The organism is Leptospira mtsangambouensis, from assembly GCF_004770475.1.
In the GTDB taxonomy this organism is placed as follows: domain Bacteria; phylum Spirochaetota; class Leptospiria; order Leptospirales; family Leptospiraceae; genus Leptospira_A; species Leptospira_A mtsangambouensis.
This window is the reverse complement of the sequence record NZ_RQHK01000017.1, coordinates 585,706-612,279: the sequence shown is the minus strand read 5'-3', so window position 1 is coordinate 612,279 and position 26,574 is coordinate 585,706. Positions and strand designations below refer to the sequence as shown.

Sequence of the window (26,574 nt, the reverse complement as noted above, 5' to 3'; positions counted from 1 at the left end):
TCGCTAAAAGGAAGTTTTACTATGACGACAAATAAATTTGAAGATTCTCTAAAAGATGGACCTCATCATCAACTACAACGGCTCCTTGGCCACTGGCAAGGAAACACAAAAACCTGGTTTGAAAAAGATGTTTTAGCAGATGAATCAGCGGCAGAAGTCACCATCACTAGTGTGTTTGGTGGTCGTTTCATTTCTCTGGATTACCGCAGTAGCCTGGAAGGAAAACCCTTCGAAGGAAAGATGATCATTGGATTTGATATTCCTTACAAAAGATACACAAGCTCTTGGATTGATAGTTTTCATATGGGAACTCAAATCATGTTATCGAGTGGAGAATCAAAAGGAAACGGATTTTCTGTCTTAGGTTCTTATGGCAATCCTGAGTATGGAGAAGCTCTTTGGGGTTGGAGAACCGAAATTCAGGTCCTCAATGAAAAAGAATTTTCTCTAACGGCTTTTAATATTTCACCCGATGGCGAAGAATCAAAGGCGACAGAGACATTTTATAAGAAAGTGGGGTAAGCGCTAACTAACACCTCTAGAGTTGGTTGACCCTTCCTGTCTCCCTGCCATCTAACGATAGCAGGTGATAGGTCCCATCTTTTCCTTAACATGAGATTGTAAATTACTTTGCAAATTCAAAAAACTATTGTTGTCTACCTTCAATGATTTGTAACAAAATCACAATGGCAATCCCCAATCGTCGGTCTAGTGCGTTTGCAGTATCGGATGAAAAATCTATATTGAACTGCGGAACAAAAGGATTAAAAGTTTGTTTTAATACTCCCACATGATTCTTGTTGATTGTGATGAAAAAAGTTTGAGGAATTAAATTAGTTAAAAAACGGCGAAGGATTGCTTTCAACATACTATCTTCATCAATAGAGCCAATCACTTGGTCTTTGGTGTCTAAAATTTCCCAAGAATCTTTTAATATCGATTTGAATCCTTTTCTACGAAGTGATCCAATAGGTTCATTCGAAGAAACATCCACAACATCGTAAATCGCAGAAAAATCGATCATACTACGCGCTTTTATTTTTAAAAGTTCTTTTGTTTTTGTTTCATCTGCGTAAACTGTAATGTCTTCTTTTAATTTAAAAGCTTTCTGTTTTACGAAAAAGAGAAGGTTGTTTTTGTTCTCATCAAAAATACGAATTTCACCACCAAAGATTTTCAAAAAACTTTTTTTAGCAAAATATTTGTTAAATGTGTACTGTTGCATAGGCCACGATTCTATCGAATCTCAGACAAACTCAAGTCAAAAAATAACACAATTTGGTTTCCGAGAATCAAAAAAGTACTTTACGAAATTAAACGAACGGTCGTACTTTTATTTATGGGCAAGGGAGAGGACACAAAATCAATGATTTTGGACAAAGCAGTCCAAATGGCAAGCATCCAAGGATTGGAAGGACTTACCATAGGATCTCTTGCCGATGAATTGGGAATGTCCAAAAGTGGACTATTTGGTAAATTTGCTTCCAAAGAAAATCTCCAAATCGAAGTCCTAAGGGTTGGAAGCGAACTATTCCGAAGGAATGTTGTGTATCCTGCACTGAAAACCAAACCCGGGTTAACCAGACTAAAAACAGCGTTTCAGATGTGGTTGTCGTGGGCAAATACGGATAGCCTACCCGGAGGATGTTTGTTTTTGTCATCTAGTTCGGAATTTGACGATAGGCCCGGTGTGGTAAGAGATCATTTGAAAAAAACACAACTCAGTTGGCAAAAGACTTTAAAACAATTTGTACAAGATGCAAAAGACACTTTAGAGTTAGATGCGAATACAAATGTAGACAAAATGGTGCAAGAGATCTGGGGACTGATCTTAGGTTTTCATTTTTATAACCGGCTTTTGGAAGACAAAAACGCTGAAAAAAGAACCAAACAAAGTTTTAACGAATTAATCAAACGACACCAATACGATATTTGAAAAGGAATTGAGATAGAATTTTTTACAAGAGGTTTTGAATTATGGAAACAAATAGCACGATCGTTCGTACTTTAAATAGGTCTTACCCATTCAGCATGGACGAAAAATGGGCTTTTGCGAGAAGGAAGCCCGCATTCTTGGGTTATGTGGCCGCTGGGTATTTTTTATCCACACAAAAACAAAAACCTTCCAGAAAGGAAATGGATGTGTTATCTCTAGCAGAACAAAAAGAATTTCGAGAAAAAGAACATCGCATCCAATACTTTCACTGGAAGGGAGAGAAAGAAACCGTACTTCTTGTCCATGGTTGGAATGGACATACGGGAAATTTTGCAAGAATTGTTCCTGCCCTTATTGAAGAAGGTTATAATGTCATTGGAATTGATTTGCCTGGACACGGCTTTTCTTCAGGTCGATATTCTAATATTGTTTTATCTGCAAAGATGGTACGTAGACTCGTAGAAGAAATTGGAAATCCAGATTATATCATTACACATTCATTTGGTGGAGCTGTCGCAACCGTAGCACAAGAATTAGGTGTAAGTGCCAATAAATTGATTTACATTGCTCCACCCTTACGATTGGAAATTCTTAGAAAAAGTTTTAGTACATACTATCAATTGACTGAAGATGAAAGTGAATCCATGCGAATTATTTTAGAACGAAAGGTGAAACAACCTCTCAGTAGTTTGGATTTAGGAAAAGCAGGACCAAAATTTGATAATTCCCTTCTTGTGATTCATGATGAAGATGATTTGGAAATTCCTTTTGCTATGGGGCTTGCGGTTTCAAAGGCATGGAAAAATTCTAAGTTAGTCCAAACAAAAGGGCTTGGTCACAAAATGATTTTGCGTACCGAGAGTGTAAAAGATGAAATCATTGGTTTTTTAAAAGAAGGATGATGTAAAAATATAAAAGTGAAACCTAATCTTATAAAAATGAAATTAGGTTCACTTGGTTTGGATCGAAATTTTAAAATTAAGAACTAACTTTGGCTCATAGATGCCAATTTATTGGATTCATCTTTAATCATTTCGATATGTTCTTCAAGGTCTTTGGAGGCACGGCTAATTTCGTTGACCTCCATTTCTAGTTGGACAATTCCTTTGGATGCTTCTTTTTGACCGAGTAACTGTTCTTTGGTGGATTCAGAAATTTGTTTGGATAGTTCACGAATTTGTCCCAGTTCTGTTAGAATGGCAGAGAGAGTATTTCTTTGCTCTACATACAAGCGGTTCATGTCTTGGATTTCAACCAAAGTTTGGTTCAAACGATCAATTTGTGATTTTGCCAACTCACCAGTTTCTTTGGATGCATTTCTAGCATTGGCAATGATTTCTTTGGAACTTTTAACTACGACGGAAATTCGTTTTACGTTGTTTTTCGTAAACTCAGCCAGTTTACTAACTTCATTTGCCACAACGGCAAATCCTTTTCCAACATCTCCAGCCCTTGCCGCTTCAATCGATGCGTTTAACGCTAGTAAGTTTGTTTTTTCTCCAATTTCAGCAACGATATTGTTGATTTCGTTAACCTGGTCAAAAGAAGATTGGATGGATTCCAAATGGTTTGCCGTTTGGTCAGCTACTTCTGTCACAGACATACTTTCTTTTTTGTTGATCTCTGCAATTTCAACAAGTCGTTCACTTTGAACAAGAATTTGGTCCACAGTTTCTTTTAGAATTTCGGTATCTGCTACCATTCCTTGGACTTTATTGTTTTGTTCTTCAATGGAAGATCCATTTGATTCGAATGAACTGGAGAGTTCGGAAATAACAGCAGTGATTTCTTCTAAGGAAGCGGCCTGCGATTCTAATTTCACAGATGTTTGCGAAACAAAGTTACTGAAGTTGGTGATAGAACTTTCGAGTTTGACTGCTGCATTTGCTGAAATTTTATTTCTTTCTTTGGTTTGGTTTAAAAGAAGTTCCGCTTCATCCGCTTTGATTTCAGCAAGGGAACTAATCTTTGTTAGGAGCTGCACCAATAAACTAACAATATAACCGGCAATCATAATAAATATTGGCTTCATTACTTCGCCCGCCATACCTACATAACCCAATTGACGAGAGAGCTCTGGGTCAACAGAAAGTTTGATTCCTCCAATTGTTACAGCGCAGTACAAAGCAATTGCGGAAGTAGTGGCACCGATAAATGAGTTTAATAAAACAAATTTTCGATCACCTAAAAAACCAGAGTAGATAGCATTAAAAAAGAAAATGAAATACACCACTGCATTGGCAAGTGCTGCTTGTGCTTCTTTTAAACTAAGAGTACAGTCCATAATGATAGTGCCACCAAGGACTAATGTATCAAGTAATATCAATGATTTATGAAACCAAGTGGGAGGGTTTGATTTTCTTTCTAAAAAATAGGCAACAGCACAATAGAATCCCATGGTGCATGTTCCGACCATATGGATCAAAAACATCTTTGGTTGGAACTCGTCCTTGGCCCCGATCATAGCGAGAAGGAATAAAAGAACCAAACCAAATCTGATTCTGTTAATGATGATTTTCCCTTGTTTCCAAAGATCTGCAATTGATAACACTAAATACCTCGATTCATTACATCACCAGAATGGTGATTAGGCGCAATATTTTATTGGTAATATTCATCTACGGATCAAAACACTTAGAAATGATCTGTATTTTTGCAATTTTTCTAAGAAATTTACATTTTTTAAACTGGAACGAACCGTACGGGCAGACAAACCTCCGGCAATTTGTGGGGACATTAGAAAGAATCTAAAACCTTAATTTTCTCTTTTCGGGAAAATACGAGATGATTGACTCATCCAAAAATGAAAAGGATGGAGAAGTAAGTTATGACTGCAGGGTATTCTGGAAAACCACTAGTTGAAAAGTTAGGGATCAAAGAAAATATGATCCTCCATTTCATCAATCTTCCCTCCAAAGATTTTACCAAAACCTGGGGCAGTTTTCCCAAACAAATCCAGATCCTAGACAAACCAAAATCCGGAATGGATATGATTCATTTTTTCACCACAACATCCAAAGAGTACAATGAAAAGTTACCAAAACTAATCAAATTCCTAAAACCAAATGGAATGATTTGGATTTCTTGGCCGAAAAAAACTTCGAAGATTCCTTCCGATATGAATGAAAATCTAATCCGAGATTTTGCCTTTGAGTTGGGACTTGTGGATATTAAAGTTTGTGCCGTGGATGAAACATGGTCGGGATTAAAATTGGTCATCCGAAAAGAGAATCGATAAAAAAGAAAAACAACCCCTCCTATTGTGAAAAAGCTCAAAAACGAATTATATTCGTTTTAAGGTTTCAAAATTAACCCCAATGATTCCGAAAATAGAGATAGTTCACAAAAACATTTCTCCAAAAAAATCCAAAAAGATTTGGGATAGAAATAGTTAGTACAAATCGTCCTTATATGTGGTTTGACAAATGAATTCGAAAGATCATGACATATGATTCTATTTGTTTTTGTTAGGATAGGAGAAAATGAAATTCAATAGCCTAAAGATCGTAATCATCACCCTGAGTGTTTCTGTCATTATGGTTTTAACCGTAGGGGTCTCGTCGTTTGCGTACTTCATAGGCAAAGAATACATTGTCAATGCCTATATCGGCGAAATGAAAAACATCGCAAGGCTCTCCGGCAAACACATTCAGAATTTTTTTGACGAACAATTTCTTTTAGCTGAACTAACTGCCTCTAATCCAGAATTTGCAGAACGTTGTATTAAAAAAGATCGAAAGTACCTAGATCTTCTCCTAGCCAATATCAGTCATAAATTTGGATTTTACGAAAATGTTTTTTTGTCCACAGCGGAAGAGAACCCAATGGTTTTTTCTGATGCCACTGGCAAGGCCATTGGATTTCGATGGGGCAACACAGGTTTTGATGCCAATATCAAAGCTGTTCTCGAGGGAAAACCTCTTTTGAGTAAAGTAAATCGTTCCCCCGTTACCCAAGAGCCAGTAGCCGTATTGACCATGCCTGTGTTCCAAGGAAAACAAGTGGTGGCAATCTTTGCCTTTGCAATTTCTCTCAACCATCTCACTGATGAAGTCGTAAAGGATGTGAAAATTGGGAAAGAAGGTTTTATTGCAATTACGGATAAAGAAGGACAAGTCATCGGACATCCTGATAAGTCGTTAATCTTAAAGTTGGATCTCCAAAAATTAGATTGGGGAAAAAAATTACTCTCTCTCAAATCCGATGAACATATGGAATATTTTTTCGGCAAAGAAAAAATTGCGACAGTGATTGATGTAGGCCAATACAACATAAGACTGGCTACCATTGCGTCCAAAGGTGAAATCCTTACCGTTGTTCATGATATGTTATTGAAGATAGGTGTCTTTGCCTTTCTTATTTTGGCTCTTTCTGTTTTTGCTTTGTATCGATTGATCACCCAAAGACTGAAACCCATTGCAGGACTTAGAGATCTTTTCAAAAAAATGTCTGCAGGTGACCTAAGCCAATCACTAGCCATCATCCACGATGATGAAATTGGAGAACTCAGTGGTGATACCAATCTCTTTTTACAGAGTCTTCGTAAAAGTGTATCAGAGATTCAATTTATATCGCAGGAGCTTGCTTCCAGCGCAGGACAACTTTCCTCTAGTTCTGATAGTTTTTCCGGAGGTGCACAAGCAACGGCAGCTTCCACCGAACAGATGTCAGCTACAGTAGAAGAAATGTCTGCGAGTATGGAAAACATTACTGGTTCAATTGATATCCAACATCATAACATTTCTCAATTCCAAATAAAAATCCAAGAACTTGCAGATAGTGTCAAACGTGTTGCAGATGAAATCAATTTGACTTTGGGTCGAATGAAATCCATATCCAACCAGGCAAAAGAAGGCGAAGAGTCGCTCACTGGTATGAATGATATGATTAGCAATATTTTAAAATCATCAGACGAGATGAAGGCCATCATTGCCATTATCAACGAAATTTCAGACCAAACACAACTATTGGCACTCAATGCTGCCATTGAAGCGGCTCGGGCCGGAGATGCAGGGAGAGGATTTGCTGTGGTGGCGGAAGAGATTTCCAAACTTTCCATTCGGACCGCCTCTTCTATCAAATCGATTTCAGAAATGATCGGCAAAAACTCAAAGGAGTTGGATGGAGGGGCTAAAAGCATCCAGTCTTCCACTTCTCTCATCCAAGAGATCATCCGAAACATCAATGGAGTTTCCGAAGCTATGGATTCACTCTATACGGTTATGGGCTCTCAATCAGAAATCAACCAATCAGTTTTGGAAAACTCAATTGTTGTGAAAGGGGAATCGGACCAAATCAAAGTGGCGGCAGATGAACAAAGAGGGGCCGTCAGAGAAATTACCGATGTCATCACCCAAATCAACGAACATACCGTCAACACGGCTGCAGGGGCGGAAGAAATGTCTTCTTCAGCGAGAAATCTTTCCAATACGGCTGACAAATTGAAAGGGATTTGCGACCAGTTTCAATTGTAGGGAACTAAAGCGGAAGGGATCGTAGCGGAAATCCTTTCCGTAGGAAAGATTGGAGCGGAGAGCCCGGTCCGCGCCAGCGGAGCCGCCTAACAAACCGAATCGAATCTCCAATTCGTTGATCATCAATCCGTGATGTTTTTGTAACAATCTTCCTTTTGGTTTGTAACAAACCGAAGTTTTGCTAAAAAAACGAACAAATTTTTCCCTATCCTGGGACCTGTAACCAAATTGTAACATTTCTGTCATCCAATCCCAACAGTACTTCAATACGTTTGTAACCAGACTGAAACATTGAATCGGACGAGAACCTCCGGTGTCATAAATCCAAATCAGTCATGACTAGAATCGAATGAAGACTATCTCAAAAGCCATTTTGGCCTTCCTCATCTTTGTAGGGACAGTTTCTGCGGAACCAGAAGCTCCCCAAACGGAAGCCAAAGACCATAAAAAAGAAACGAAAGAACCACAAGCGAAAGTTTACCAAGAGTTTTACGAAGACACGGAATCGGGCCAAATTTTTACCAAACCAGGCCCCAACCGAGTGAAAGTAGAATACAACCGTCCTTTAAAGAATGGGAATACAACTACCCTTCCCGATGCCTTTGCTCACAGGCCCGATGATACGACCAAAGAAAAATTAACGATTTATGGTCGGATTCAATTTCGCGGAGTTTCAGGATCGCAGGACTCTCTTTTCAATAATGGACATCGTGATTTTAATACCGTGGATTGGAACTTCCGTCGTTTACGGTTGGGTGCTCAATATGAAAACGATTGGTGGGGAACAAACATCCAACTTCGTTTGGAAAATATGCTCAACCGACCAGATGTGGTCCAAACTACTAGCACTTTAAACTATTTGGATGCCAACGGTAGACCAGCTACCACTAGTTATGTGACAAATACTAGATTAAAAGACAACCGTGGTTATATTCACGAAGCTTTTGCTTATGCAAAAATTCCTTACGGTGGTTTACGATTTGTGTTTGGACAATTGCCTACTCAATTCAGCCGGGAGTATTTACAATCTTCTGCAAACTTTGTTACTTTAGAACGAAGTATGATCGTGAATGCCATTCCTCAGTTTGATAATGGTGTGATGATCCAAGCAACTCCTCTGAAAGAAATTGATCATAAATGGGAAAGATACTTACAACTTTCATTGATGGTGAGTAATGGAAAAGGTGGTGGTGGTGACTACGGAACAGGGAGAAGACAAGATTTAACGACCGCTAACCGATATGGTGCAGTGAACACCTCTCCTATTTACTACGCTCGTGCACAAGTAAACGTGTTTGGTGGACTCAAACGAGAGTCTGATGGGAAAACTGTGAACTGGCAAGAAGGGGAAGAAATTTTCCAACGAGAATTGAAATGGTCTGTTGGTGCGGGTTATGTCCAAACTCAGAACTTAATCACGCCAGCACTTTATGTTCCGGAATACACTCCAGGGACAACCAGTGGAATTCAATTGTTAACTGCCCAAGGATCTAATCCCGATCGAGGAAGTTTGGATGCCAATGGAAATCCTAACTTTTTGGTTCAGAACTCTGTTCCAACCCTGGCTCGACCGAAAATGGGACTTGTGGGTCATACATACGATAGTACCTTTACTTATAAAGGATTCTACTTGTCTGGCGCCTATACAAAGTTTGGTGGAGCAGCTTCCAATGATTTATTTGGATACCATGGAACGATTGGTTACAATATTCCCTTTTTGGATCGTTACTACATCATGCCTGTGTTTAAATATGAATTTATCCAAGGTGATTTCAATCGAAATGGAAAAGTGGATCCTACCGATTCATTACGAGTGTATTGGGCAGGTTTGAACTTGTTCGGTGACAAACACCATTTTAAAGCTCAACTTTATTACCAAGTCCTTGGCAATCAGTTTGATGTAAATCCAAGCACGGGAAATGCAATGCCGATTGATGATAGAAGAGTTTACCTACAATTCCAGGCGAACTTTTGGACCGGAGTTGTTTCTCCTGAAGCTTACAGTTATAGACCAAACTAAGAGGAACTCAAATGAACATGAAATTAAATTTAATGATACGATTATTGATTATCTTAGTGGTTTCTAACTTTGTTTGGAATTGCCAATCGAAAGAACAAAACAGAGAAGATATATCTTCCCTTGTGATCAATAACTTACTCAATGGTGTTGCAGATCGAAATAAATCACTAGTAGTGTTAGAAGTGGCCGATCTTGGAGGATCTTTTACTGGAACTTGTTTTGATACATTTCAGTTGAACGGAGGAAATATTGGGCCAACCGCTTATTTCAACACTCCACAAGGAGGGGCTGGTGGACTCTTGAATACGAACATAAAAAAGTATGCAGTTTCTACTTCTTCTTGTTCCGATTTGGGTTTTGCTAGTGGAACCAATTTTGGATCTACTTCACAACGACCCAATCCAAATGATTTGTTTACATTCAAAATGTTTACCTGCGATCCAAATAACAATCCTTGTACGAAAGCAGCGATCACTGCTTCAGGATTTTGAATTTAAGGAAAACTAACTCCAAATAAGGTTCTCTTCACAAAAGGATAAAATCACTATCCTTTTGTGAATTTTGTAACGATCACAACTTAGTTAAAACAAGTGGTTCCTTTGGAAAAGAAGTTACTGTTCAGAAATAACTTAGGTTCGGCTTAACTCTCACTCAAAAAAAGATAGAATTGAAACTTCTATAGAAGAAGATATCGTCCGGCGAACGTACAGAAATCGAATGTACGTTCTTTATTGGAAATAGATTTTTTATAGGAATCAATGAGGATGAATTATAATAACGACTACCAAATCGTTTTAGGTCTTATCTTAGCGCTGATGATCTTCGGTGTTGCATTAGAACTTAGGTTCATAGCCTTTCGAGCAGTATTACAACGACCTGTATCTGTTTTCGCCGGACTCATCGGCCAAACTCTTTTTTTACCATGGATCACGTTACTCATCACACTATCACTTGATTTGCCCGCAGGAATTGAGTTGGGGATGTTACTCGTCGCAGCAAGTCCTGGTGGAAACCTATCAAATATCATCACTCACTTAGCACATGGAAACACTGCACTTTCCGTTAGTATGACGGCAGTTTCTAGTGCATTTGCAATCATTACATTACCGCTTAACTTTACCTTAACGGCACATAGCAATCCAGTTACAAAAGCTATGATTTCGGGAACTGGAGAATTACATATTGATAGTCTCATGATTATCAAAGGTTTAATTATTTTACTCCTGCTTCCTTTGGCATTAGGAATGTCCATTGGTAATTTTGCAACGAAAGTGGCTCACAAAATCACTCCATTTTTCAAACGGATTTCATCTGTTATCTTTTTGGTGTTTTTAGTGGTGGCTGTCGGTGGTAACTGGAAAGTTTTTTTAGACAATATTGGATTTGTTTTTCTGATTGTTGTCTTTCACAATTTAGTAGCCCTCATCATTGGTAATTTAATTGCCAGGGCCTTCCAACAAGACATTCCCAATCGACGTGCCATTACCATTGAAGTCGGAATGCAAAATTCGGGACTTGCTCTTGGTCTCATCCTCACACAGTTCCAAGCAGAACCAAACATGGCTTTGGTGGCAGCCTTTTGGGGGATTTGGCATATTGTCTCTGGGCTTTTGTTAGTTTTGTTTTGGCGAAAATTTTCCCCTATAGAAGGAACTTAAGATTGAGGGTTTTAATCACTGGTGGTGCCGGTTATATCGGCACTACACTCATCAAACATATAACAAAACACTTTGCCGATTGGAAAATTCTTACGACAGATATCAGACCACTCCAAGGATTGGAACCTATTCCCCATTTGGAATTTCAAACTCTAGACATTAGCCAAAGGGATGAGGTTATCAAATTAATCCAAACATGGAAACCAGATTCCATTGTTCACCTTGCATCTATTATAAATCCACCAGCAGGAATGAGTGAAGCCATCCAACATAAAATCGATGTCGAAGGCACAAAAAATGTGTTAGATGGTGCTATTTTATCTCAAACCCAACAAGTGATCATCACAAGCTCTGGTGCAGCTTATGGATACCATAAAGAAAACAAAGATTGGATTGAAGAAACAGATCCCATCCGCGGGCATTCCGCTTTTGCCTATTCCAGACACAAAAGAGAAATCGAGGAAATCCTTTCTGAATACCGCATTCAGCACCCTGGATTAAAACAACTGATCTTAAGACCAGGAACCATTTTAGGAGCCACAGTGAATAACCTAATCACTGATATGTTTCGAAAACCGTTTGTAATGGGTGTTTGGGGACATTTAAGTCCTTTTGTCTTTATCTGGGACGAAGATGTCATCCAAATCATCACCAAGGGGATTCTAGAGAAAAAAGAAGGTGCATTTAATCTTGCTGGCGATGGAGCAATGACTCTCAAAGAAATTAGTTCTATGATCGGGAAAACTTACGTTCCCATTCCCGCCTTTTTTTTGCAGGCAGCGCTTTTTGTATTAAGGTTATTACGCCTCACCCAATATGGCCCAGACCAAATTGATTTTTTGCGTTATCGACCTGTTTTATCTAACAAACAATTAAAAACTGTGTTTGGATACACACCAAAATTTACATCCAAAGAAACTTTCATTCAATATTTAAAAGCCAAAGGAGTTCCTTACCATGAAACTTAAACATATTTTGTTTTTAGTTCTATTCGCCTATGTTCCGTTATTTGCCATTGAGATTGAAGTAAAAGATTCTTCCGGAAAACCTTTAGACCTTGTGATGGTGACAGTGAAAGCTGAAAAACCACAAGTGCCTCCACGAGATGACCATGGGTATCCGCCAGAAGGATTGGAATTTACCATCACTCCAGAAGTGACTATGTTTACAAATCCCAATGGACGAATCAACCTACCCTTTCCTTATGCACCGTCTGTGATTGTTCGATTGAGAAAAATTGGATACAAAGACCAAAACCTAAGGACCTTTTCCTCAAGCTCATTCCAATCGTTTCGAATGGAAAAGGTTGTAGACATCAATCTTCTTGTAAGCCAATACCCTTCCAATAGTTGGGTGGCTGCACTTGATTTTGGTGAGGATAAGGACTTAAGAAAAACCTATTTAGAACAATGTGGATTTTGCCACCAACAAGGTAGTTTTTTTATGCGACGTGCCTTTACTGCTGGTGACTGGGAAGAAATCATCAATCGAATGATGGGTTATGGAGCAAGGCCTCATGGCAAAGCCAAAAAAAAGCTCCCCACTCTTTTATCCAATGCTTATATCGATTTACTCAAACATCCAGAAAGAGTACAACCTGGCCGGACCTGGGGAAAAGAACTCCACGGTGCTGTCATCAGAGAATGGCCAATGGGAGATAGTTTTTCCCAAATGCATGATCTACTATATCATAAAAAAACAGGACTTGTATATGTTGGTGATAATATCCAAGACAGACTTTGGGAAATTAATCCTAACACTGGTAAAACGGTAGTATACAAAGTACCAAAACAACCAGATGACGAATTGGGTGGACTCTTACCAGGAAGGTTACGTTCTTTTCAGAAACATGAAACTTATGTTGGATTACATTCCTTAGCAGAATCACCTGTTGATGGTCATATATTCATCACACCTTCTCTTCAAAAACGAATTACCGAATTTGATCCAATCACAAAAAAATTCACTGACCATATGTTTGATGATGGATTGTATCCTCATACCGTTCGTATTGATGACCAAGATCGTGTTTGGTTTACTTTAGCACTGTCAAACCAAATCGGAATGTTCGATCGCAAATCAAACAAATTCAAAAATTATACCTTACCCGCAAGAACCAAAAAGGAAAGTTTTAGTTTATGGATTAGTGGATTCATTGTAAAACTAATGAACTGGGGTTTCCCTATGCATTTGTTGCCTGTAGATGAACGAGTGAGTGGAATGCCGCTTCCTTATGGGATTGACATTGCACCGAATGGAAATGTTTGGTTCACTCGTTTGCATGCAGATACCATTGGAGTGATCAATCCAAAAGATGACAGTTTCCAATTAATTGAAACTCCTTTCCAAGGACCGCGCCGCCTAAGAATTGATAAAGACAACCATATCTGGATCTCCGCTTTTCCTGAAGGTTCCATTGCAAAGTATACACCTGAAGATGGGAAATTTAAACTTTATCCTTTGCCAACAGCCATAGATGGAGTAGAAACTCCTTATTCTTTGAATGTTGACAGACCAAGAAACATTGTATGGGTGAATGGTACGTCTTCAGACAATCTTATGGCAATGGATATCAAAACAGAAGAATGGAAAGTATATCCAATGAGCCGAAAGGTTACCTTTACAAGAGATGTTGAATTTGGTCCAGACGGCAAAGCTTACACTTGTAATGGCGCCTTTCCAAGTTGGCAAATTGAAGATGGCCAACCAACCCTGATGGAAATAAAACAATCAAAATGAATACAAATCAAGAATACAAACAAGGACAAATTGTTCGATTTTTGATGGCCTCTTTTTTAGGATTTTTAGCAGGCCACCTAACAAACTACAGTGTAATTTTATATGCGCAAGACGTTTGGAATGCAGATGCACTAGCTGGAATCGGTTTTGGATTGAGTTTTGGTGTTCCTCTAATTCTTGGATGGTTTGCCGGAGCTTGGTGTGACTCCTATTCCCCACAAAAATTAGCCCAAGCTGCCCATCTTTCCTTTTTAATTGCTTTGGGATTGTTACATTTCTCTTCACAAATGGACGGACAAATATCGGTCGTTTTATTTTTGTTTGGTGCTGGTTTTGTTGGTATGGGTTGGTCAGTGCTTGCTCCTGCTAGGATGTCGCTATTGGGAAGGCTTGCTGGGGAGCGCCAAGTAAAATTGGCAGTCGTTTTTAATATTTTAGTAATGCTTGGATTTGGAGCAGCGCCCCCTATTTTAGCTTTTTGTCGAAAAATTCATTCTTGGGAAATGGTTCACCTAACTGGAATTACTTTATTTTTAATTGCAATGGTTCTTCTATTGGGAATTAAAACTGATGGTCTCGGAAAATCTTCTTCCGCTTGGGATCGAATTTTAAGAGGGGTTTCATACGCAAAAAATCATCCTCTTCTCAAACAAACCTTACTCTTTTCTATTGTTATCTATTGTTCGATGGGGCCTGTTCAAGTGATGATGCCTCGATTTGCCAAAGGAGTATTAGAACTTGGGGAGTTAGAGCGTGGTTTCTTTTTAGGAGGTCTTGCTCTTGCTCTCTTACTCGGTGGAGGAGTTTCTTTGAAACTAGCAAAAAAAGTTGGTTATGGGAAGATGATTTTCCTTGCAGGACTTTTTTGTGGTTTGGGTTTTTTAGGTATTGGATTTAGCACAATCGTATGGGTATCTGTTTTGTTTTTGTTATTCAGTGGGTTTGGCGCCGGAGCAAGCATAAGCCTTATCGTCGCCATCTTACAATCAGAAGTCACCACAGAATATAGAGGTAGGCTTGTGAGTTTATATACAATCACAAGCCAAGTGATTCCTGCTTTGTCTGGATTGTTGTCGGGACTATTGTTAGTAAAGGTTTCGATTACGGCAGCAGTTATTTCTGCAGGTGCCGTAATCACTTTAGTTGTAGTTCTCAGCGCAATCCGATTAGAAACATTGAGAAATTATAAAACTTAGATTACCACTGCTGGTACATTTGTTCTGCAAAACCAGCAAGGTCTTTGACTTCTAATTTTGTGCCGTTGTCAAGAACCACATAACCGTTGTAATGTCCAAATGCTTTATTCAAATAAGCTTCTGTTTTTAGTAAGTCTAAAATTTCTGAAAAAGTAAAATTTTGGTACAATTGTTTTAAGAATCCGACCATTCCCATTAAGTCAATGTCCGAATGTAAGAGATATAACGGTGTAAATTCTAATTCAAGACGACCTTCATTGCTAATGAATTTCCAAGGTTTTTTATAGTCAGTTACATCATATTTCCAAGTAACTTTATCTAATTTATGAACCTTTCCCTTGTATACAATTCCATTCTCTGTGGCGTCTGTGGGAGTTCCAAATCCATAACCCAAATTTAAACTGAGTAATTCCCCGTGAACAAGGCCAGCACCTGCCGCCCATAACCATTTGTTTTTTTCAGGCCAAGTTCCCCGACCCCAATCCAAAACCGCATAACTTTTGTTATCAAATTCATACGTTGTTTTGTTGTATTGGATAGAACCTTTGCAAAGAAAACTAGGCATTTTATATTCATAAAAAAATGTAGATTCCGAAAATGGAGTAATAACAGCCAGTGCTTCTGGAGCTTTTTCTTCTAATTCCAAATTACCTAAAATTACTTCAGATTTCGAGTCACCAACGATAGAGTATTCAATGAGTCTTTTTCCTTTTTGTTTCGTAATCCGAATGAACTGATCTCCTTTTTTGAATTCAATTGGATCAGTTGTATTGGTTGGAAAAAAAATCTCTCCTGGTCTTACTAGCTCCGTTTTTGAAAAAATAATTTTTCCTGTGGAAAAATCTAAAAGTTCAATGCTACCCATTGCCAAATTACCAATGTCTGTAACAGTAACCGCTCCACCAAATTTTTCATTGTAAAAAGTATAATGTTCCCATCTTTTATATCGTTTGGGGTCTACTTTGATACGAGATTCTTCGATTTGAAAATTAGGATATCTAGACCAACCTGATACATTTAGTTTTCCATCAGCTAACAAAAGAGAAATTGGGCTTTTGATTTCTTTCTGAATGGTGGCTTCCGGTCCGGGTTCAGGAATCAAAATGATTGTTTTCCCGTGTTGGTCTACAATTTGACCAGGTTCTAATTTTGCATTAGAACAATTGAATATGCAGAAACTCAGGAATATTATCCCTAAGATACTTATCAGTTGTGGTTTCAATTGAAACATGTATGTTCTCCAAAAATACAAATCTTAACTTAGGATTCACTCAAAGTCAATAACTCTTGCGATTGAAATCTAATTTGTTCCACATACTGCTCCAAATTTCTGGAAGCATTTGAAATTTGATTTACCTCATCTTCCAAGGCAAGAATTCCTCGGTTCACCTCAGTTTGTCCTGAAATTTGTTCTTTTGTGCTGAAAGAGATTTGAGAGGACAAATCGTTGATTTCATTCAAACGACTTAAAGTATCACAAATGATTGTTTTTTGTTTTTCAAACAACTCAAACATGTAACCGACACGTTCCATTGTTTTTTCTAACTTTTGAATTTGATTTGTAGTTAAATTCCCTGTTTGGGCTGAAACTTCGGTGCCGGACAAAATAAATTTTCTAGAATTTCCAACAACCTCAGAAATGATTTTTGCATTTGTTGCAGTGAAGTCCGCAAGTTTACTGACTTCGCTTGCGACCACTGCAAATCCTCTCCCCACATCTCCAGCACGAGCCGCTTCAATCGATGCATTGAGAGCTAGTAAATTGGTTTTTTCACCTATCTCTGCAACAATTTGATTGATTTCATCCACTTTATCGAAGGAAGACTTTATTGAACTTAAGTATTCACTTGTACGTTTTGAAACGTTTGCAATTTCCGTTGTATCTTTTTTGTTTTCAGCGGCGAGCAAAATCAGTTCTTGATTGATATTGCTAATGGTTGCGACCAATTGATTTAAATCATTGGATCCTGAAAATAAATCTGTTATTTTTATGTTTTGATCATCGATGATTTTCGCATTGGATTCAAAGGAAGAAAAAAGTTCTGTATTGATCGCTGTCACTTGTTCTAAAGAAGCTGCTTGAGATTCCAATCTTTCTGCAGTTTGCGAAATATAGTTACCGCAGTTTTGAATAGAGGATTCCAAATTTTTCGCAGCATCTTGCAATAGCTTTTTTTGTTGAATAGACCTTTTGAATAATTCTTCCGATTCATTTGCTTTTTCAATTCCTTTATCACTAATCCGAATCAAAAGAGCAATCAACCTTGAAAGTAAAACTCCGCTCACAATAATAAATATTCCTTTCATTATTTCGGCAGAAGTACCTACGTACCCAGTTTGTATATATAATGTTGGATCTTCAGTTGGAAACAAACCTCCGTAAGTCACAGAAATATAATATGATAAAAATACTCCGACTCCAGCCAAACATCCATTAAATAAGACAAAACCTGGATTACCTAAAAAACCAGAATATATCAAATAAAAATAAACAACGAGTAAGACCGCCGTGTTGTTTAATGCTGATTTTGCTTCGATAGGTCCCATACTACAATCGATGGATGTGTTGATTAAATGTATTCCTATATCGAAAATGATTAAGAGTTTATGAAACCACTCTGGTGGTGTACCATAACGAAGCCATAAAAAACAAACTAAAGCATAAATTCCCATTATGATTGTTCCAGTCAGATGGAGCAAGAACATAGCGGGAGGCATACTCTCTTTTGTTCCGAGCAAAGCGGCAAAAAAAAGAAAAAACAATACAATTCGTATACGATTGACTGTTACTTTTCCATTCTGCCAAAGAGCTTCTATACTCATTGTTAGTTTCCAGTAAACACTGGTTTTCGACGGTTGGTGAAACTATCTAATGCTTCTTTTAAATCCGTTGAACCCAATAGTTTTGATTGTAACTCAATCTCAAGTTCTAAACTTTGATCCAAAGGAATTTTGTCACCCTGTTTGATTATTTGTTTGGTGATTGAAATGGTTTGCGGAGGTAATGATTTAAATTTATTTGCAAACTGAGCTACAGCATCATCCAAATTTTCTGGGATTACTACCTTAGTTAACAAATTATGTTGGAGTGCTTTTTCAGGATTAAACTTATCACCTAACATTACTATTTCATTTGTAGCAGCAATGCCTGCATTTCGTGTTATACGATTTGTTCCCATAAGAACAGTTAAACCCAATTTCACAAGAGGAACAGAGAATACAGATTTTTCACTGGCGATTCTAAAATCACAACATTGTGCTAACATAAAACCGCCTCCCATACAAAAACCTTGTATTTTGGCTATCGTAGGTTTGGGAATGTTTTCAAATGCGGTAAAACAACTTTGCATTTCGCGCATATGTCTTTTAAATTCTTCTGCATTGATTTCTGCTGCTTTGTTTAAAATTTCAATATTCACTCCAGATGAAAAGTGTTTACCAGCTCCTTCTAAAATGATGACCCAAACTTTATTGTTATTCTCTAATTCTTTACTCAGACTTTTGAGTTCAAAAAGAGAATCCATATCCATCACATTCATATCATTGGTTTGTAATCTGACCGATGCGATCCTATCCTCAATTTCTACATTCCAAGATTTATACATTTATCTTTTTTCCCCACCTATTTGCGATACATCGATTCAATTTCATTATGATATTTTTCTTGCACTCGATTCCGCTTCACTTTCTGCGTTTGAGTCAATTCATCATGAATTACAAATGGATTTTGTAAGATAAAAAAATTTGTGATCCTTTCAAAAGATTTGAACCCATTTTTATCTGAAACAAATCGTTTCACTTCCTCTTTTATTAATTTTAATAAATCATCTTCTTCATTAAAAATACAATTGTTCAAATCCAAAGATATTGAATGTAAATGAAGGTAAGATTGAACTTTATCTAAATTTAAAAGGATCAGAACTGATAATGATTTTTTATCTTGTCCTACAACAACTGCTTGGTCGATAAATTCACTTTGTTTTAAACAAATTTCAATTGGTTCCGGTTCCACGTTCTCTCCACCAGAAAGAACAATTGTATCCTTTGCTCTGCCAGCAAATTTCAGGGTTCCTTGTGCGGTATAAACAAGTAGATCACCGGAATTTAACCAACGATCAGTTGTTAACACAGCCTTAGTTTTTTCTTCTTCTAAATAATATCCTTTCATATTATGAAATCCATGATGATGAGCTACACCTTTGATTCCTGGTTTCGTTATTACGTTTCCTAAATCATCAATCAATTTGATAGTTACCCCATGAATTGGTTTCCCAACGTTCCCTACAGAAAAATCATTATAGTGTCTTATTGTTGAAACTCCAGAATTCTCGGTCATACCATAAACTTCTAATATAGGCATGCCAATCGCATACATAAATCGATCCACTTCCGCTTGCAAAGCTCCTGCGCCGGCAAAAGCATACCGTAACTTTCCACCTAATACAGATAAAATTTTTGAAAGCACTAATTTCGAAATTGGTAACAAAGGAAAATAAACAACTAGTTTGATTAGATGAAAAATTTGTGATAAAATTTGGAAGGTTGTTTTTGGTGAATTCAATCGGGGGATTCGATCGAAAGCCTTATCATAACAAATGGAATAATTTACTGAATTCCATAAGAGTGTCTTTAAAAAATATTTTTTGAAAAAAATACTTTTGTGAATCGTATCTTTTATTTTATCGTAAAAACTTTCCCAAACGCGTGGAACAGTAAACAAAATCGTTGGCTTTGCTTTTGCTAGATCTTTTCCAAGTTCAGGAACACTTGTAAATGCAATCTTAATTCCTGAATAAAAACAAATAGTTTCAAAGATTCTTTCTCCACTATGCCATGGAGGTAAAAATCCTAATGTGACATCACCTTCGCCAACTTGTACTCCAGTTTTCCGAAACTCAGCAACTAAAGAATTAATTTCAAAAAGAATACTTCCATGAGTCAACATTACACCTTTTGGTTTTCCTGTTGTCCCTGATGTATAAATGATAGTGGCTAAATCTTCTTCCTGAATTTCTTTTCCTCTCTGATGAAAATTTTCATCGTTTATCGTGACACCGTATTTTTTTAAATCTGAGAAGTTTAATACTGGAATGGCTAAATCAGTTTTATCACATTTTGTATCTCCAAATAAAATGATGGTTTCTATTTTTAACTTTTTTAATTCAGGAAGAAACTTTTGCAGAGCTTTTTCCGTTTCAATGAAAACAATTTTACATTCTGCATGTTTTAAAATATAACCTATATCATCAAGTGTTGCATCCGTCCCACGAGGAACATCAACACAGCCAATATTAGTAATTGCCATACTCACTTGTAACCATTGATGGCCTACATCCGCTATGATCCCTACTCTATCTCCCGCCTTTGCATTTAGATATAACAATCCCTTTGCTATATTTTCAACATTAGAAACGAATTCATTATAATTGATATCTTGATATTCTTTTTTATGATCTTTAAAACTTTGAACAGGCAGAGAACCATAAAGACGTCTCCCTTCCTGTGACAAGTAATACAAAGTTCTTTTTTCTAGATTGGGAACTTTCATAATCATTCCTAAACGTTTATGTTCATATGATCTAATAAGATTTTATCTTTTAACTTTTGAGGCAAAAAGCGATTGAGTCCCAAAAAGAAAGTACTCATAAAATCAACTTGATTGAATAGTTTTGGTCGGTTAGACACAATTACTTTTACAATTCTTTCTGCCGCTTGTTTTGGATTTGTTGCTGAACGAATTAAATCATTATCTCTATCAATAAACCGCACACATCGTTCGAAATATGGAGAATCTTTTTCTGGTAACTTTTGAGCCTTTGCCGCAAAATTCGTCGAAACTTGAGCCGGTTGGATCATTGCAACTTGGATTCCAAAAGGACTTACTTCATAACGTAAAGAAGACACCATTCCTTCAATCGCAAACTTAGTAGCAGAGTAAATGGACTCAAACGGAAATGGGACTTGCCCTACAAGCGAAGACATAACGATCAGTTTTCCTTGATTTGCCTTTCTCATCGAAGGGATAAATGCTTGGAGTAATCTTGCGCAACCAATAACGTTGATATCAAAACATTGTAGTGCTTTGTTTAAATCTACCTCTTCAAATGGACCAAAAAAGCCAATTCCAACATTGGAAACGACTGTATCGACTGTTCCAAACTTTTTTATTACACTATCTTTAAACTTCAGGATTTTTTCTGATTCAGTAATACTGAGTGTTTCTAAATGAAAATTAGCGTTTAACTTTGTTAATTCGGATGACAAACTATCTAAATATTTTTTTTCAACATCAAAACCGCAAATAGTATATCCTTTTGCAGCCAACATAAGAGAAACTTCTCTGCCCATCCCTTGTGCAATTCCACTGATTACAATTACCTTACTCATTTTGTTGATTCTCCTTAAGAAACAGATTACATTTTTAAAATAGAATTTTTGAAATCAGGGTATTGAAAGGTATAACCAACTGATTTTAATTTTTGATTATCCATACAATAATCTTTATATAAGTATTTAATTGCTTCAAATTCTAAGTCAGGTATCTTTCCCCTTAACTTTGCAAATGGTGCCTCAAGTTTGGCTAACACCTTTAGAATACCCAGAGGAATATTGATTTTATTAATCTTCGAACCAAATGCAATTGAAGCGAGATCCAATGCTTCTCCTAAACTTGGCTGGCTATCATCAGCAATGTTAAAAATTTCACCAAAAACATTTTCCTTTTCCGATAAAAAAATAGCGGATGAAGAAACATCTTCAACCCTAACGTTTGCTAATTTCTGGTTCCCATTCCCTGGTATCCCGGCAATATTTCCTGGTCGAGAAAACACTTTTCCTGCACCATCATTACAACCTGGACCATAAACAGTGCATGGCCTTAAAATCACTGCCTTCAATCCTTTTGCAATTTTGATTAATACAATTTGTTCCCCATCATATTTACTCTTCGCATAAGCATCCATAGGATTACAGAAATCGGTTTCTTTAAAAGGAGTTCCACGATAAGTTCCGTACACACTAGAGGAACTAAAGTGAATGTAAGCTTTTACTTTATTTTCTAAAGCAAAATCAGTGATTTTATCTACAGCGTTGACATTGATAGGTTTCAAAGTTTCATATGGAGTGCTAAGATTACAAATTCCCGCCACATGAAATACTCGATCCACACCTGTAAATAAAGTTTTTAAATCTTCTTCATTACGAATATCAGACCGAATATATTCTATATTTTTGTTACTTAACGAATTGATTCTATCATTGTGAAGATCCGTAACTCGAATTTTCAAAGATGAATCTTTCGAGAGTTCCTTTAAAAGTGCAAAACCAATAAAGCCGTTTGCACCCGTGATTAATGTTATTCCTGAAAATTTCATTTTAATAGTGGTAGGAAGGTCTTAAAATTTCTCTCGCAACATTATTTAACATCACTTCCGAACTTCCACCACCGGCTAAAAGTGATTTCACTTCTCTCACATAACGATCATAAGGACGGTTGCGATAACATGCATGTGAACCAGTTAATGTAAATGCCTTGTTAACTGTTTCATCAGCAATCACTCCTGCTAAGTATTTAGCAATTGAAGTTTCCAAATTATGATTCACTTTTTGATCATGTAACCATGCTGCTTGGTTTCTTGCAAGTTTGGCTGCTTCTAACTCAGCTGTCAATTTAGCAATGATCCATTGGATTCCTTGAAAATCAGAAACTCTATTTTCACCAACCTTTCTAGACTTTGTAAAGGATACCGCATGTTCTAAACAACCTCGAGCAATTCCAATTAACTGTGAAGCTACACCCAAACGGCTTAGTTTAAAAATTGCCATAAAGGTTTCAATTCCTCTGCCTTCTCTCCCCAAAACAGTATCGGCAGGGATACGACAATCTTCAAAATGTACATCATACATAGGAGCTGAACGTAAACCAATAGGGTCTTGTTTTTCATAACGAATTCCTTTTGAATCTTTATCGACTAAGAATTCCGTTAAACCCTTATCAGTTTTTGCCAAAACCATCATCAATTGAGCTTCCTTCCCCAAATTGATATGAACTTTAAGACCATTTAACACCCATTCATTGCCATCTTTGACTGCTGTCGTTTGAATGTTTTGAAAGGAAGAACCTGCATCTGGTTCAGAGATAGCTTGAGCCGCCATAATTTTTCCTTTTGCTAATTCTGGTAACCATTTTCGTTTTTGTTCTTCCGTTCCAACCGCTAACAATCCTTGTTGTGCTTGGATTAAATTTTGAGGACCGTAAATAAGCTCTTTTGCTGTTTCTTCCATAATGATTGTGTATTCAACAGCACCTTTACCCAAACCGCCGTATTCTTCTGGAACAATCACGCCAGTCCAGCCTTTCTCACCTAACGCATTCAAGACATCCCAAGAAAATTCACTGTCTCTTTCTTCGATGTCTCTTTGTGGATCTGCTCCTGCAATTTTCGCATAAGTTGCCACTGCTTCTCGCAATCGGTTTTGTTCTTCCGAAAAATAGAAATTCATGAAACTAGTTCCTTCTGATTTTTTTTTGATTTTAAGTAAAAATAATATGTAGCAAGTGATGAAGTTACGGGAACAAATAGAGCATATAAAAGTGGCATCCAAAGAATTTCATTAATCTGGTTTTCAGGAAAACTAAGTAAGATGACAGCTATCGTTAGTGGTCCATTTTGAATTCCTGTTTCAAGTGATACTGTTGTACTTTGGCGTTCCGTTAAATTGAGAAATTTACTAAATACATAACCAAAGAAATAACCTAAAACCGTAATAAGAATAGCGGAGATGTACATTTCCCAAGTTGTTTTATTTAGTAATTCAAAGTTTTTTGGAATCATAACGACTAGTAAAAATAGGATCATCAGAATTCCTAAAAAACTTCCGATCTTTTCAATTTTTAACGCCAATCTTTGATTAGATGATCTTATTTTAATACCAAGCAAAACTGGAATGATTAAAATAATAATAGAACCAATTATACTTTTGTAAGGAATCTGAATTTGTTCTGCGTTAAATCCTGAACAATACAACCAAAACAAAAATGGCATCATGATTGCTGCAAGAACCGTTGAAGTAATCGTCATACTAATACTTAAGGCAACGTCACCTTTTGCATAATAAGTTAATAAATTTGAAGTGGTTCCACCAGGTGTACATCCAACCAAAATCAGTCCGATAGAAAACATAGGTGACAATCCAAAGATGTTGGACAAACCAAAGGCGATGAGAGGCATAAAACCGAATTGAGATAACATTCCAATCATCAATGGCTTTTTAGATTGAACTGCTTTTTTAAAATTTTCTAAGGTTAAGGTTGTGCCCATCGCAACCATTAGAAAAAAAATCATTGAAGCAAATAAAATTTCTTCTACTCGCGTTAACATAGAATTAGGTCATCTCCCTTGCCAGTTGATTAGCTAATTTCGAAGCAATAGAATAAATTGTAAAACTTGGATTCACTCCAAGACTTGTAGGAAAAATGGATCCATCAATCACTGATAAATTTTTTAAATGATGAAACTTACCAGAAGTATCAACTACGGAAGTTTTTGGATTTTTACCCATTGGATTACCACCTAACGGATGAGTGGAATTCACAACTGTGTTAGGAGATTGAATGGTCATTGATTCAATCCCTTTTTTGGCTTCCATCCAAGAGGAAAATGGAGAAACTGCATTGTTTGCAGGAACAACTGTCTTGGCTCCCGCAGCAAACTGACATTCCGCCATCGAAAGATAAGATCGTCTGATTCCATCAATCATGTAATCATTCAATGGATAATCAAGGATTGGATATCCGACATCATTTAAACTTACTGTTCCACCTTGGCTATCTTCATTAAATCCATCTCGAATTTGCGATACTAACACATGCAAGTTTGGATAACTTTTCACATATGCTTCAAATTCTTCTCCCACCAGTTTACGTAAATTCATCAAAACAATTGGTTGTGCTCCAACTGCTTCTATATTGTAACCAGCCCTTCCTGTGACTCCATCCTTCCATAAAAATTCATCTGATGCGACTGATTGTGGAGCTCCAAAAAATCCGAAAACGGAAGAAGGCATTTCTGCCACTGAATAATTGTGTAATTGTACAAAAGTTCTTTTCCCAATCAATTGGTAAGGATCGGGAAGTTTTGATCGTAACAATAAAGCAGGTGAATTGATCGCTCCTGCACTGGTTATAAAATGTTTTGCAAACAAACGTATTTTCGGAGTTTTTATTCCGTAAACAGTGGCTGGTGTACAATTTAAATAATCGATTCGATTGTCTTTCCATTCATAACGAACTGCTTTCGTATTATAGAGTAAGGTTGTGTTTTCTTTTAATGCAGAAGGGATAGTCGTCACAAGTTGGCTTTGTTTGGCATCAACTGGACAACCTAATCCACAATAACCTAACATATGACAATTTTTAACATTTCGCGGAATTGAACTATAACGCCATCCCAACTTTTTTGCACCAAGACTTAGTAAATTATTGTTTTGATTATGTGCTTCCCACGTATGAATGGAAAGTCTTTTGGATGCAACTTCAAACCAAGGTTCCAGCTCTTTTGAACTATAACCCTGAATCCCCAATTCATTTTCCCAATACTCTAAAGTTTCCTTTGGCGTTTTGATACAAGTAGTCCAATTGACCACTGTTGATCCACCGACAGTCCTTCCTTGAACAACTGTAAATGCTTTGTCTTTTGTTGGCCGAGTTGCACCTTCAAAATACAATCGATTAAAAGTAGATAGTTCCTTTAGATCAAAATCTTTACTCGTCTCATAATTTCCTTCTTCAACGATGATAACTTTGAACCCAGCTTTGGATAAAATTTCTGCGCTGGTTCCACCACCAGCACCAGATCCAACAATGACAAAATCTGCTTCTAAATCTAAATCTTTCTGCAAATATGAAGCGTTGATTAATTTATCCATGGCGTAATCCTAAAGCATGTTCTGGGCCGGGATAACCGACATGTTTCCACGAATAAGATGTTTCAAAAAACCCTATTGTGATCATTGATTGTAATAAAAAGAATAAAGAACGAAACAAGGTGATATAAGACATTTTCCATTGGTTTAAGGTTCTAATGACGATTGTGCGATCACTCTGTGCCCAATCATTTCCAGACCCAAACAAATACCATCTAACAAATCTTAACTTTAAAAATTGAACTGCTTCTAAAATTTCATCTTGTGTGTGGATTGGTAAGGTATACAAATAGGAATCAATTCCAAGAATCACTTCATTGATCACCTTTTCTTTTTCCAAATCATCCTTGGGAAGAAATGAAAACAATAAAGCATCACTCAAATGAAAGAAAACTTCCTGAGCTTCTGGATCTAAAAATCGACAGGAGATCCCTCTTCCTGTGATCACAGAGCTTGGTGATGGTTTACAATTCCAAGTGGATAGGAACAAAAAAACCGCCCCAAAAGCTGATGTTTTGACAACAGTTCGCCTAGATATCAGATTTTTTCTCGAAATTGCCATTACCAACTCGTATTCATCCTCGTAAAATAATGAATGAATATTCATTCCTTTTTTTACTTTACAAGT

At 37.0% G+C, this 26,574-nt stretch carries 23 protein-coding genes; 11 read left to right on the top strand and 12 right to left on the bottom strand.

The window, feature by feature from the left end:
• Positions 1–21: 21 nt before the first annotated feature.
• Positions 22–522, top strand: a complete 501-nt coding sequence (locus tag EHR01_RS15340) for a DUF1579 domain-containing protein (protein ID WP_135695941.1) — start codon at positions 22–24, stop codon at positions 520–522.
• 124 nt (positions 523–646) lie between these two features.
• On the opposite strand, the gene EHR01_RS15335 is transcribed toward EHR01_RS15340, so the two are convergent.
• Positions 647–1,225 carry an LURP-one-related family protein gene (locus EHR01_RS15335; RefSeq protein ID WP_135695939.1) on the bottom strand — a complete coding sequence of 193 codons (579 nt, stop codon included), beginning with the start codon at positions 1,223–1,225 and terminating at the stop codon, positions 647–649.
• A gap of 114 nt (positions 1,226–1,339) precedes the next feature.
• Between EHR01_RS15335 and EHR01_RS15330 the strand changes: the two genes are divergently transcribed.
• Both EHR01_RS15330 and EHR01_RS15325 read left to right on the top strand, forming a co-directional pair.
• The gene (locus EHR01_RS15330) at positions 1,340–1,936 is read left to right on the top strand and encodes a TetR/AcrR family transcriptional regulator (RefSeq protein WP_135695937.1); all 597 of its coding nucleotides are present in this window, start codon (positions 1,340–1,342) and stop codon (positions 1,934–1,936) included.
• Positions 1,937–1,977: 41 nt separating this feature from the next.
• Positions 1,978–2,838 (top strand): alpha/beta hydrolase, encoded by an 861-nt coding sequence (locus tag EHR01_RS15325; protein WP_135695935.1) that lies wholly within the window; start codon positions 1,978–1,980, stop codon positions 2,836–2,838.
• A gap of 83 nt (positions 2,839–2,921) precedes the next feature.
• On the opposite strand, the gene EHR01_RS15320 is transcribed toward EHR01_RS15325, so the two are convergent.
• Positions 2,922–4,487 carry a methyl-accepting chemotaxis protein gene (locus EHR01_RS15320; protein WP_135695933.1) on the bottom strand — a complete coding sequence of 522 codons (1,566 nt, stop codon included), beginning with the start codon at positions 4,485–4,487 and terminating at the stop codon, positions 2,922–2,924.
• Positions 4,488–4,763: 276 nt separating this feature from the next.
• On the opposite strand from EHR01_RS15320, the gene EHR01_RS15315 reads away from it, so the two are divergent.
• The 8 genes from EHR01_RS15315 to EHR01_RS15280 all read left to right on the top strand — a co-directional run bounded on the left by EHR01_RS15315 (position 4,764) and on the right by EHR01_RS15280 (position 15,023).
• A complete protein-coding gene (locus EHR01_RS15315) occupies positions 4,764–5,174 on the top strand; it encodes a DUF3052 family protein (protein WP_135695931.1) in 411 nt (136 codons plus the stop codon).
• Between the two features lie 244 nt (positions 5,175–5,418).
• Positions 5,419–7,410 (top strand): methyl-accepting chemotaxis protein, encoded by a 1,992-nt coding sequence (locus EHR01_RS15310; protein ID WP_135695929.1) that lies wholly within the window; start codon positions 5,419–5,421, stop codon positions 7,408–7,410.
• Positions 7,411–7,759: 349 nt separating this feature from the next.
• The gene (locus EHR01_RS15305) at positions 7,760–9,430 is read left to right on the top strand and encodes a porin (protein WP_135695928.1); all 1,671 of its coding nucleotides are present in this window, start codon (positions 7,760–7,762) and stop codon (positions 9,428–9,430) included.
• Between the two features lie 11 nt (positions 9,431–9,441).
• Positions 9,442–9,921: an LA_3150 family lipoprotein gene (locus tag EHR01_RS15300; RefSeq protein ID WP_135695926.1), complete on the top strand. Its 480-nt coding sequence runs from the start codon at positions 9,442–9,444 to the stop codon at positions 9,919–9,921.
• Positions 9,922–10,194: 273 nt separating this feature from the next.
• On the top strand, positions 10,195–11,088 hold the full coding sequence (locus EHR01_RS15295; RefSeq protein ID WP_135695924.1) for a bile acid:sodium symporter family protein: 894 nt from the start codon (positions 10,195–10,197) through the stop codon (positions 11,086–11,088).
• 2 nt (positions 11,089–11,090) lie between these two features.
• Positions 11,091–12,056: an SDR family oxidoreductase gene (locus EHR01_RS15290; RefSeq protein ID WP_135695922.1), complete on the top strand. Its 966-nt coding sequence runs from the start codon at positions 11,091–11,093 to the stop codon at positions 12,054–12,056.
• Positions 12,046–13,827: a Vgb family protein gene (locus EHR01_RS15285; RefSeq protein WP_135695920.1), complete on the top strand. Its 1,782-nt coding sequence runs from the start codon at positions 12,046–12,048 to the stop codon at positions 13,825–13,827. Before EHR01_RS15290 ends, EHR01_RS15285 begins: the two co-directional genes overlap by 11 nt.
• Positions 13,824–15,023 (top strand): MFS transporter, encoded by a 1,200-nt coding sequence (locus tag EHR01_RS15280; protein WP_135695918.1) that lies wholly within the window; start codon positions 13,824–13,826, stop codon positions 15,021–15,023. Before EHR01_RS15285 ends, EHR01_RS15280 begins: the two co-directional genes overlap by 4 nt.
• A 1-nt stretch (position 15,024) precedes the next feature.
• On the opposite strand, the gene EHR01_RS15275 is transcribed toward EHR01_RS15280, so the two are convergent.
• Genes EHR01_RS15275 through EHR01_RS15230 form a run of 10 tightly spaced genes read right to left on the bottom strand, consistent with a single transcriptional unit; the run spans position 15,025 to position 26,553 of the window.
• Positions 15,025–16,254: a DUF2804 domain-containing protein gene (locus EHR01_RS15275; RefSeq protein ID WP_135695916.1), complete on the bottom strand. Its 1,230-nt coding sequence runs from the start codon at positions 16,252–16,254 to the stop codon at positions 15,025–15,027.
• A 29-nt stretch (positions 16,255–16,283) separates the two neighbouring features.
• Entirely contained in the window at positions 16,284–17,846 is a 1,563-nt protein-coding gene (locus tag EHR01_RS15270; RefSeq protein WP_135695914.1) for a methyl-accepting chemotaxis protein, read from the bottom strand.
• Between the two features lie 2 nt (positions 17,847–17,848).
• Complete coding sequence (locus EHR01_RS15265) at positions 17,849–18,628, bottom strand: enoyl-CoA hydratase/isomerase family protein (protein WP_135695912.1); 780 nt, start codon at positions 18,626–18,628, stop codon at positions 17,849–17,851.
• A 17-nt stretch (positions 18,629–18,645) separates the two neighbouring features.
• On the bottom strand, positions 18,646–20,571 hold the full coding sequence (locus tag EHR01_RS15260) for an AMP-dependent synthetase/ligase (protein ID WP_135695911.1): 1,926 nt from the start codon (positions 20,569–20,571) through the stop codon (positions 18,646–18,648).
• Between the two features lie 8 nt (positions 20,572–20,579).
• Positions 20,580–21,410, bottom strand: a complete 831-nt coding sequence (locus tag EHR01_RS15255) for an SDR family NAD(P)-dependent oxidoreductase (protein WP_135695910.1) — start codon at positions 21,408–21,410, stop codon at positions 20,580–20,582.
• A 26-nt stretch (positions 21,411–21,436) separates the two neighbouring features.
• Entirely contained in the window at positions 21,437–22,396 is a 960-nt protein-coding gene (locus EHR01_RS15250) for an NAD-dependent epimerase/dehydratase family protein (protein ID WP_135695908.1), read from the bottom strand.
• 1 nt (position 22,397) lies between these two features.
• Entirely contained in the window at positions 22,398–23,525 is a 1,128-nt protein-coding gene (locus tag EHR01_RS15245) for an acyl-CoA dehydrogenase family protein (RefSeq protein ID WP_135695906.1), read from the bottom strand.
• Positions 23,522–24,403, bottom strand: a complete 882-nt coding sequence (locus EHR01_RS15240; protein ID WP_135695904.1) for a bile acid:sodium symporter — start codon at positions 24,401–24,403, stop codon at positions 23,522–23,524. Before EHR01_RS15240 ends, EHR01_RS15245 begins: the two co-directional genes overlap by 4 nt.
• A 4-nt stretch (positions 24,404–24,407) precedes the next feature.
• On the bottom strand, positions 24,408–25,949 hold the full coding sequence (locus tag EHR01_RS15235) for a GMC family oxidoreductase (RefSeq protein ID WP_135695902.1): 1,542 nt from the start codon (positions 25,947–25,949) through the stop codon (positions 24,408–24,410).
• Entirely contained in the window at positions 25,942–26,553 is a 612-nt protein-coding gene (locus EHR01_RS15230) for a hypothetical protein (RefSeq protein WP_135695900.1), read from the bottom strand. Before EHR01_RS15230 ends, EHR01_RS15235 begins: the two co-directional genes overlap by 8 nt.
• Positions 26,554–26,574 lie beyond the last annotated feature (21 nt).

What these genes read in the sequence shown, in the direction of transcription:
- EHR01_RS15340 (WP_135695941.1), top strand. Translation starts at nt 22, where the DNA reads ATGACGACAAATAAATTTGAAGATTCTCTAAAAGATGGACCTCATCAT.
- EHR01_RS15335 (WP_135695939.1), bottom strand. Translation starts at nt 1,225, where the DNA reads ATGCAACAGTACACATTTAACAAATATTTTGCTAAAAAAAGTTTTTTG.
- EHR01_RS15330 (WP_135695937.1), top strand. Translation starts at nt 1,340, where the DNA reads ATGGGCAAGGGAGAGGACACAAAATCAATGATTTTGGACAAAGCAGTC.
- EHR01_RS15325 (WP_135695935.1), top strand. Translation starts at nt 1,978, where the DNA reads ATGGAAACAAATAGCACGATCGTTCGTACTTTAAATAGGTCTTACCCA.
- EHR01_RS15315 (WP_135695931.1), top strand. Translation starts at nt 4,764, where the DNA reads ATGACTGCAGGGTATTCTGGAAAACCACTAGTTGAAAAGTTAGGGATC.
- EHR01_RS15310 (WP_135695929.1), top strand. Translation starts at nt 5,419, where the DNA reads ATGAAATTCAATAGCCTAAAGATCGTAATCATCACCCTGAGTGTTTCT.
- EHR01_RS15305 (WP_135695928.1), top strand. Translation starts at nt 7,760, where the DNA reads ATGAAGACTATCTCAAAAGCCATTTTGGCCTTCCTCATCTTTGTAGGG.
- EHR01_RS15300 (WP_135695926.1), top strand. Translation starts at nt 9,442, where the DNA reads ATGAACATGAAATTAAATTTAATGATACGATTATTGATTATCTTAGTG.
- EHR01_RS15295 (WP_135695924.1), top strand. Translation starts at nt 10,195, where the DNA reads ATGAATTATAATAACGACTACCAAATCGTTTTAGGTCTTATCTTAGCG.
- EHR01_RS15285 (WP_135695920.1), top strand. Translation starts at nt 12,046, where the DNA reads ATGAAACTTAAACATATTTTGTTTTTAGTTCTATTCGCCTATGTTCCG.
- EHR01_RS15280 (WP_135695918.1), top strand. Translation starts at nt 13,824, where the DNA reads ATGAATACAAATCAAGAATACAAACAAGGACAAATTGTTCGATTTTTG.
- EHR01_RS15275 (WP_135695916.1), bottom strand. Translation starts at nt 16,254, where the DNA reads ATGTTTCAATTGAAACCACAACTGATAAGTATCTTAGGGATAATATTC.
- EHR01_RS15270 (WP_135695914.1), bottom strand. Translation starts at nt 17,846, where the DNA reads ATGAGTATAGAAGCTCTTTGGCAGAATGGAAAAGTAACAGTCAATCGT.
- EHR01_RS15265 (WP_135695912.1), bottom strand. Translation starts at nt 18,628, where the DNA reads ATGTATAAATCTTGGAATGTAGAAATTGAGGATAGGATCGCATCGGTC.
- EHR01_RS15260 (WP_135695911.1), bottom strand. Translation starts at nt 20,571, where the DNA reads ATGAAAGTTCCCAATCTAGAAAAAAGAACTTTGTATTACTTGTCACAG.
- EHR01_RS15255 (WP_135695910.1), bottom strand. Translation starts at nt 21,410, where the DNA reads ATGAGTAAGGTAATTGTAATCAGTGGAATTGCACAAGGGATGGGCAGA.
- EHR01_RS15250 (WP_135695908.1), bottom strand. Translation starts at nt 22,396, where the DNA reads ATGAAATTTTCAGGAATAACATTAATCACGGGTGCAAACGGCTTTATT.
- EHR01_RS15245 (WP_135695906.1), bottom strand. Translation starts at nt 23,525, where the DNA reads ATGAATTTCTATTTTTCGGAAGAACAAAACCGATTGCGAGAAGCAGTG.
- EHR01_RS15240 (WP_135695904.1), bottom strand. Translation starts at nt 24,403, where the DNA reads ATGTTAACGCGAGTAGAAGAAATTTTATTTGCTTCAATGATTTTTTTT.
- EHR01_RS15235 (WP_135695902.1), bottom strand. Translation starts at nt 25,949, where the DNA reads ATGGATAAATTAATCAACGCTTCATATTTGCAGAAAGATTTAGATTTA.
- EHR01_RS15230 (WP_135695900.1), bottom strand. Translation starts at nt 26,553, where the DNA reads ATGAATATTCATTCATTATTTTACGAGGATGAATACGAGTTGGTAATG.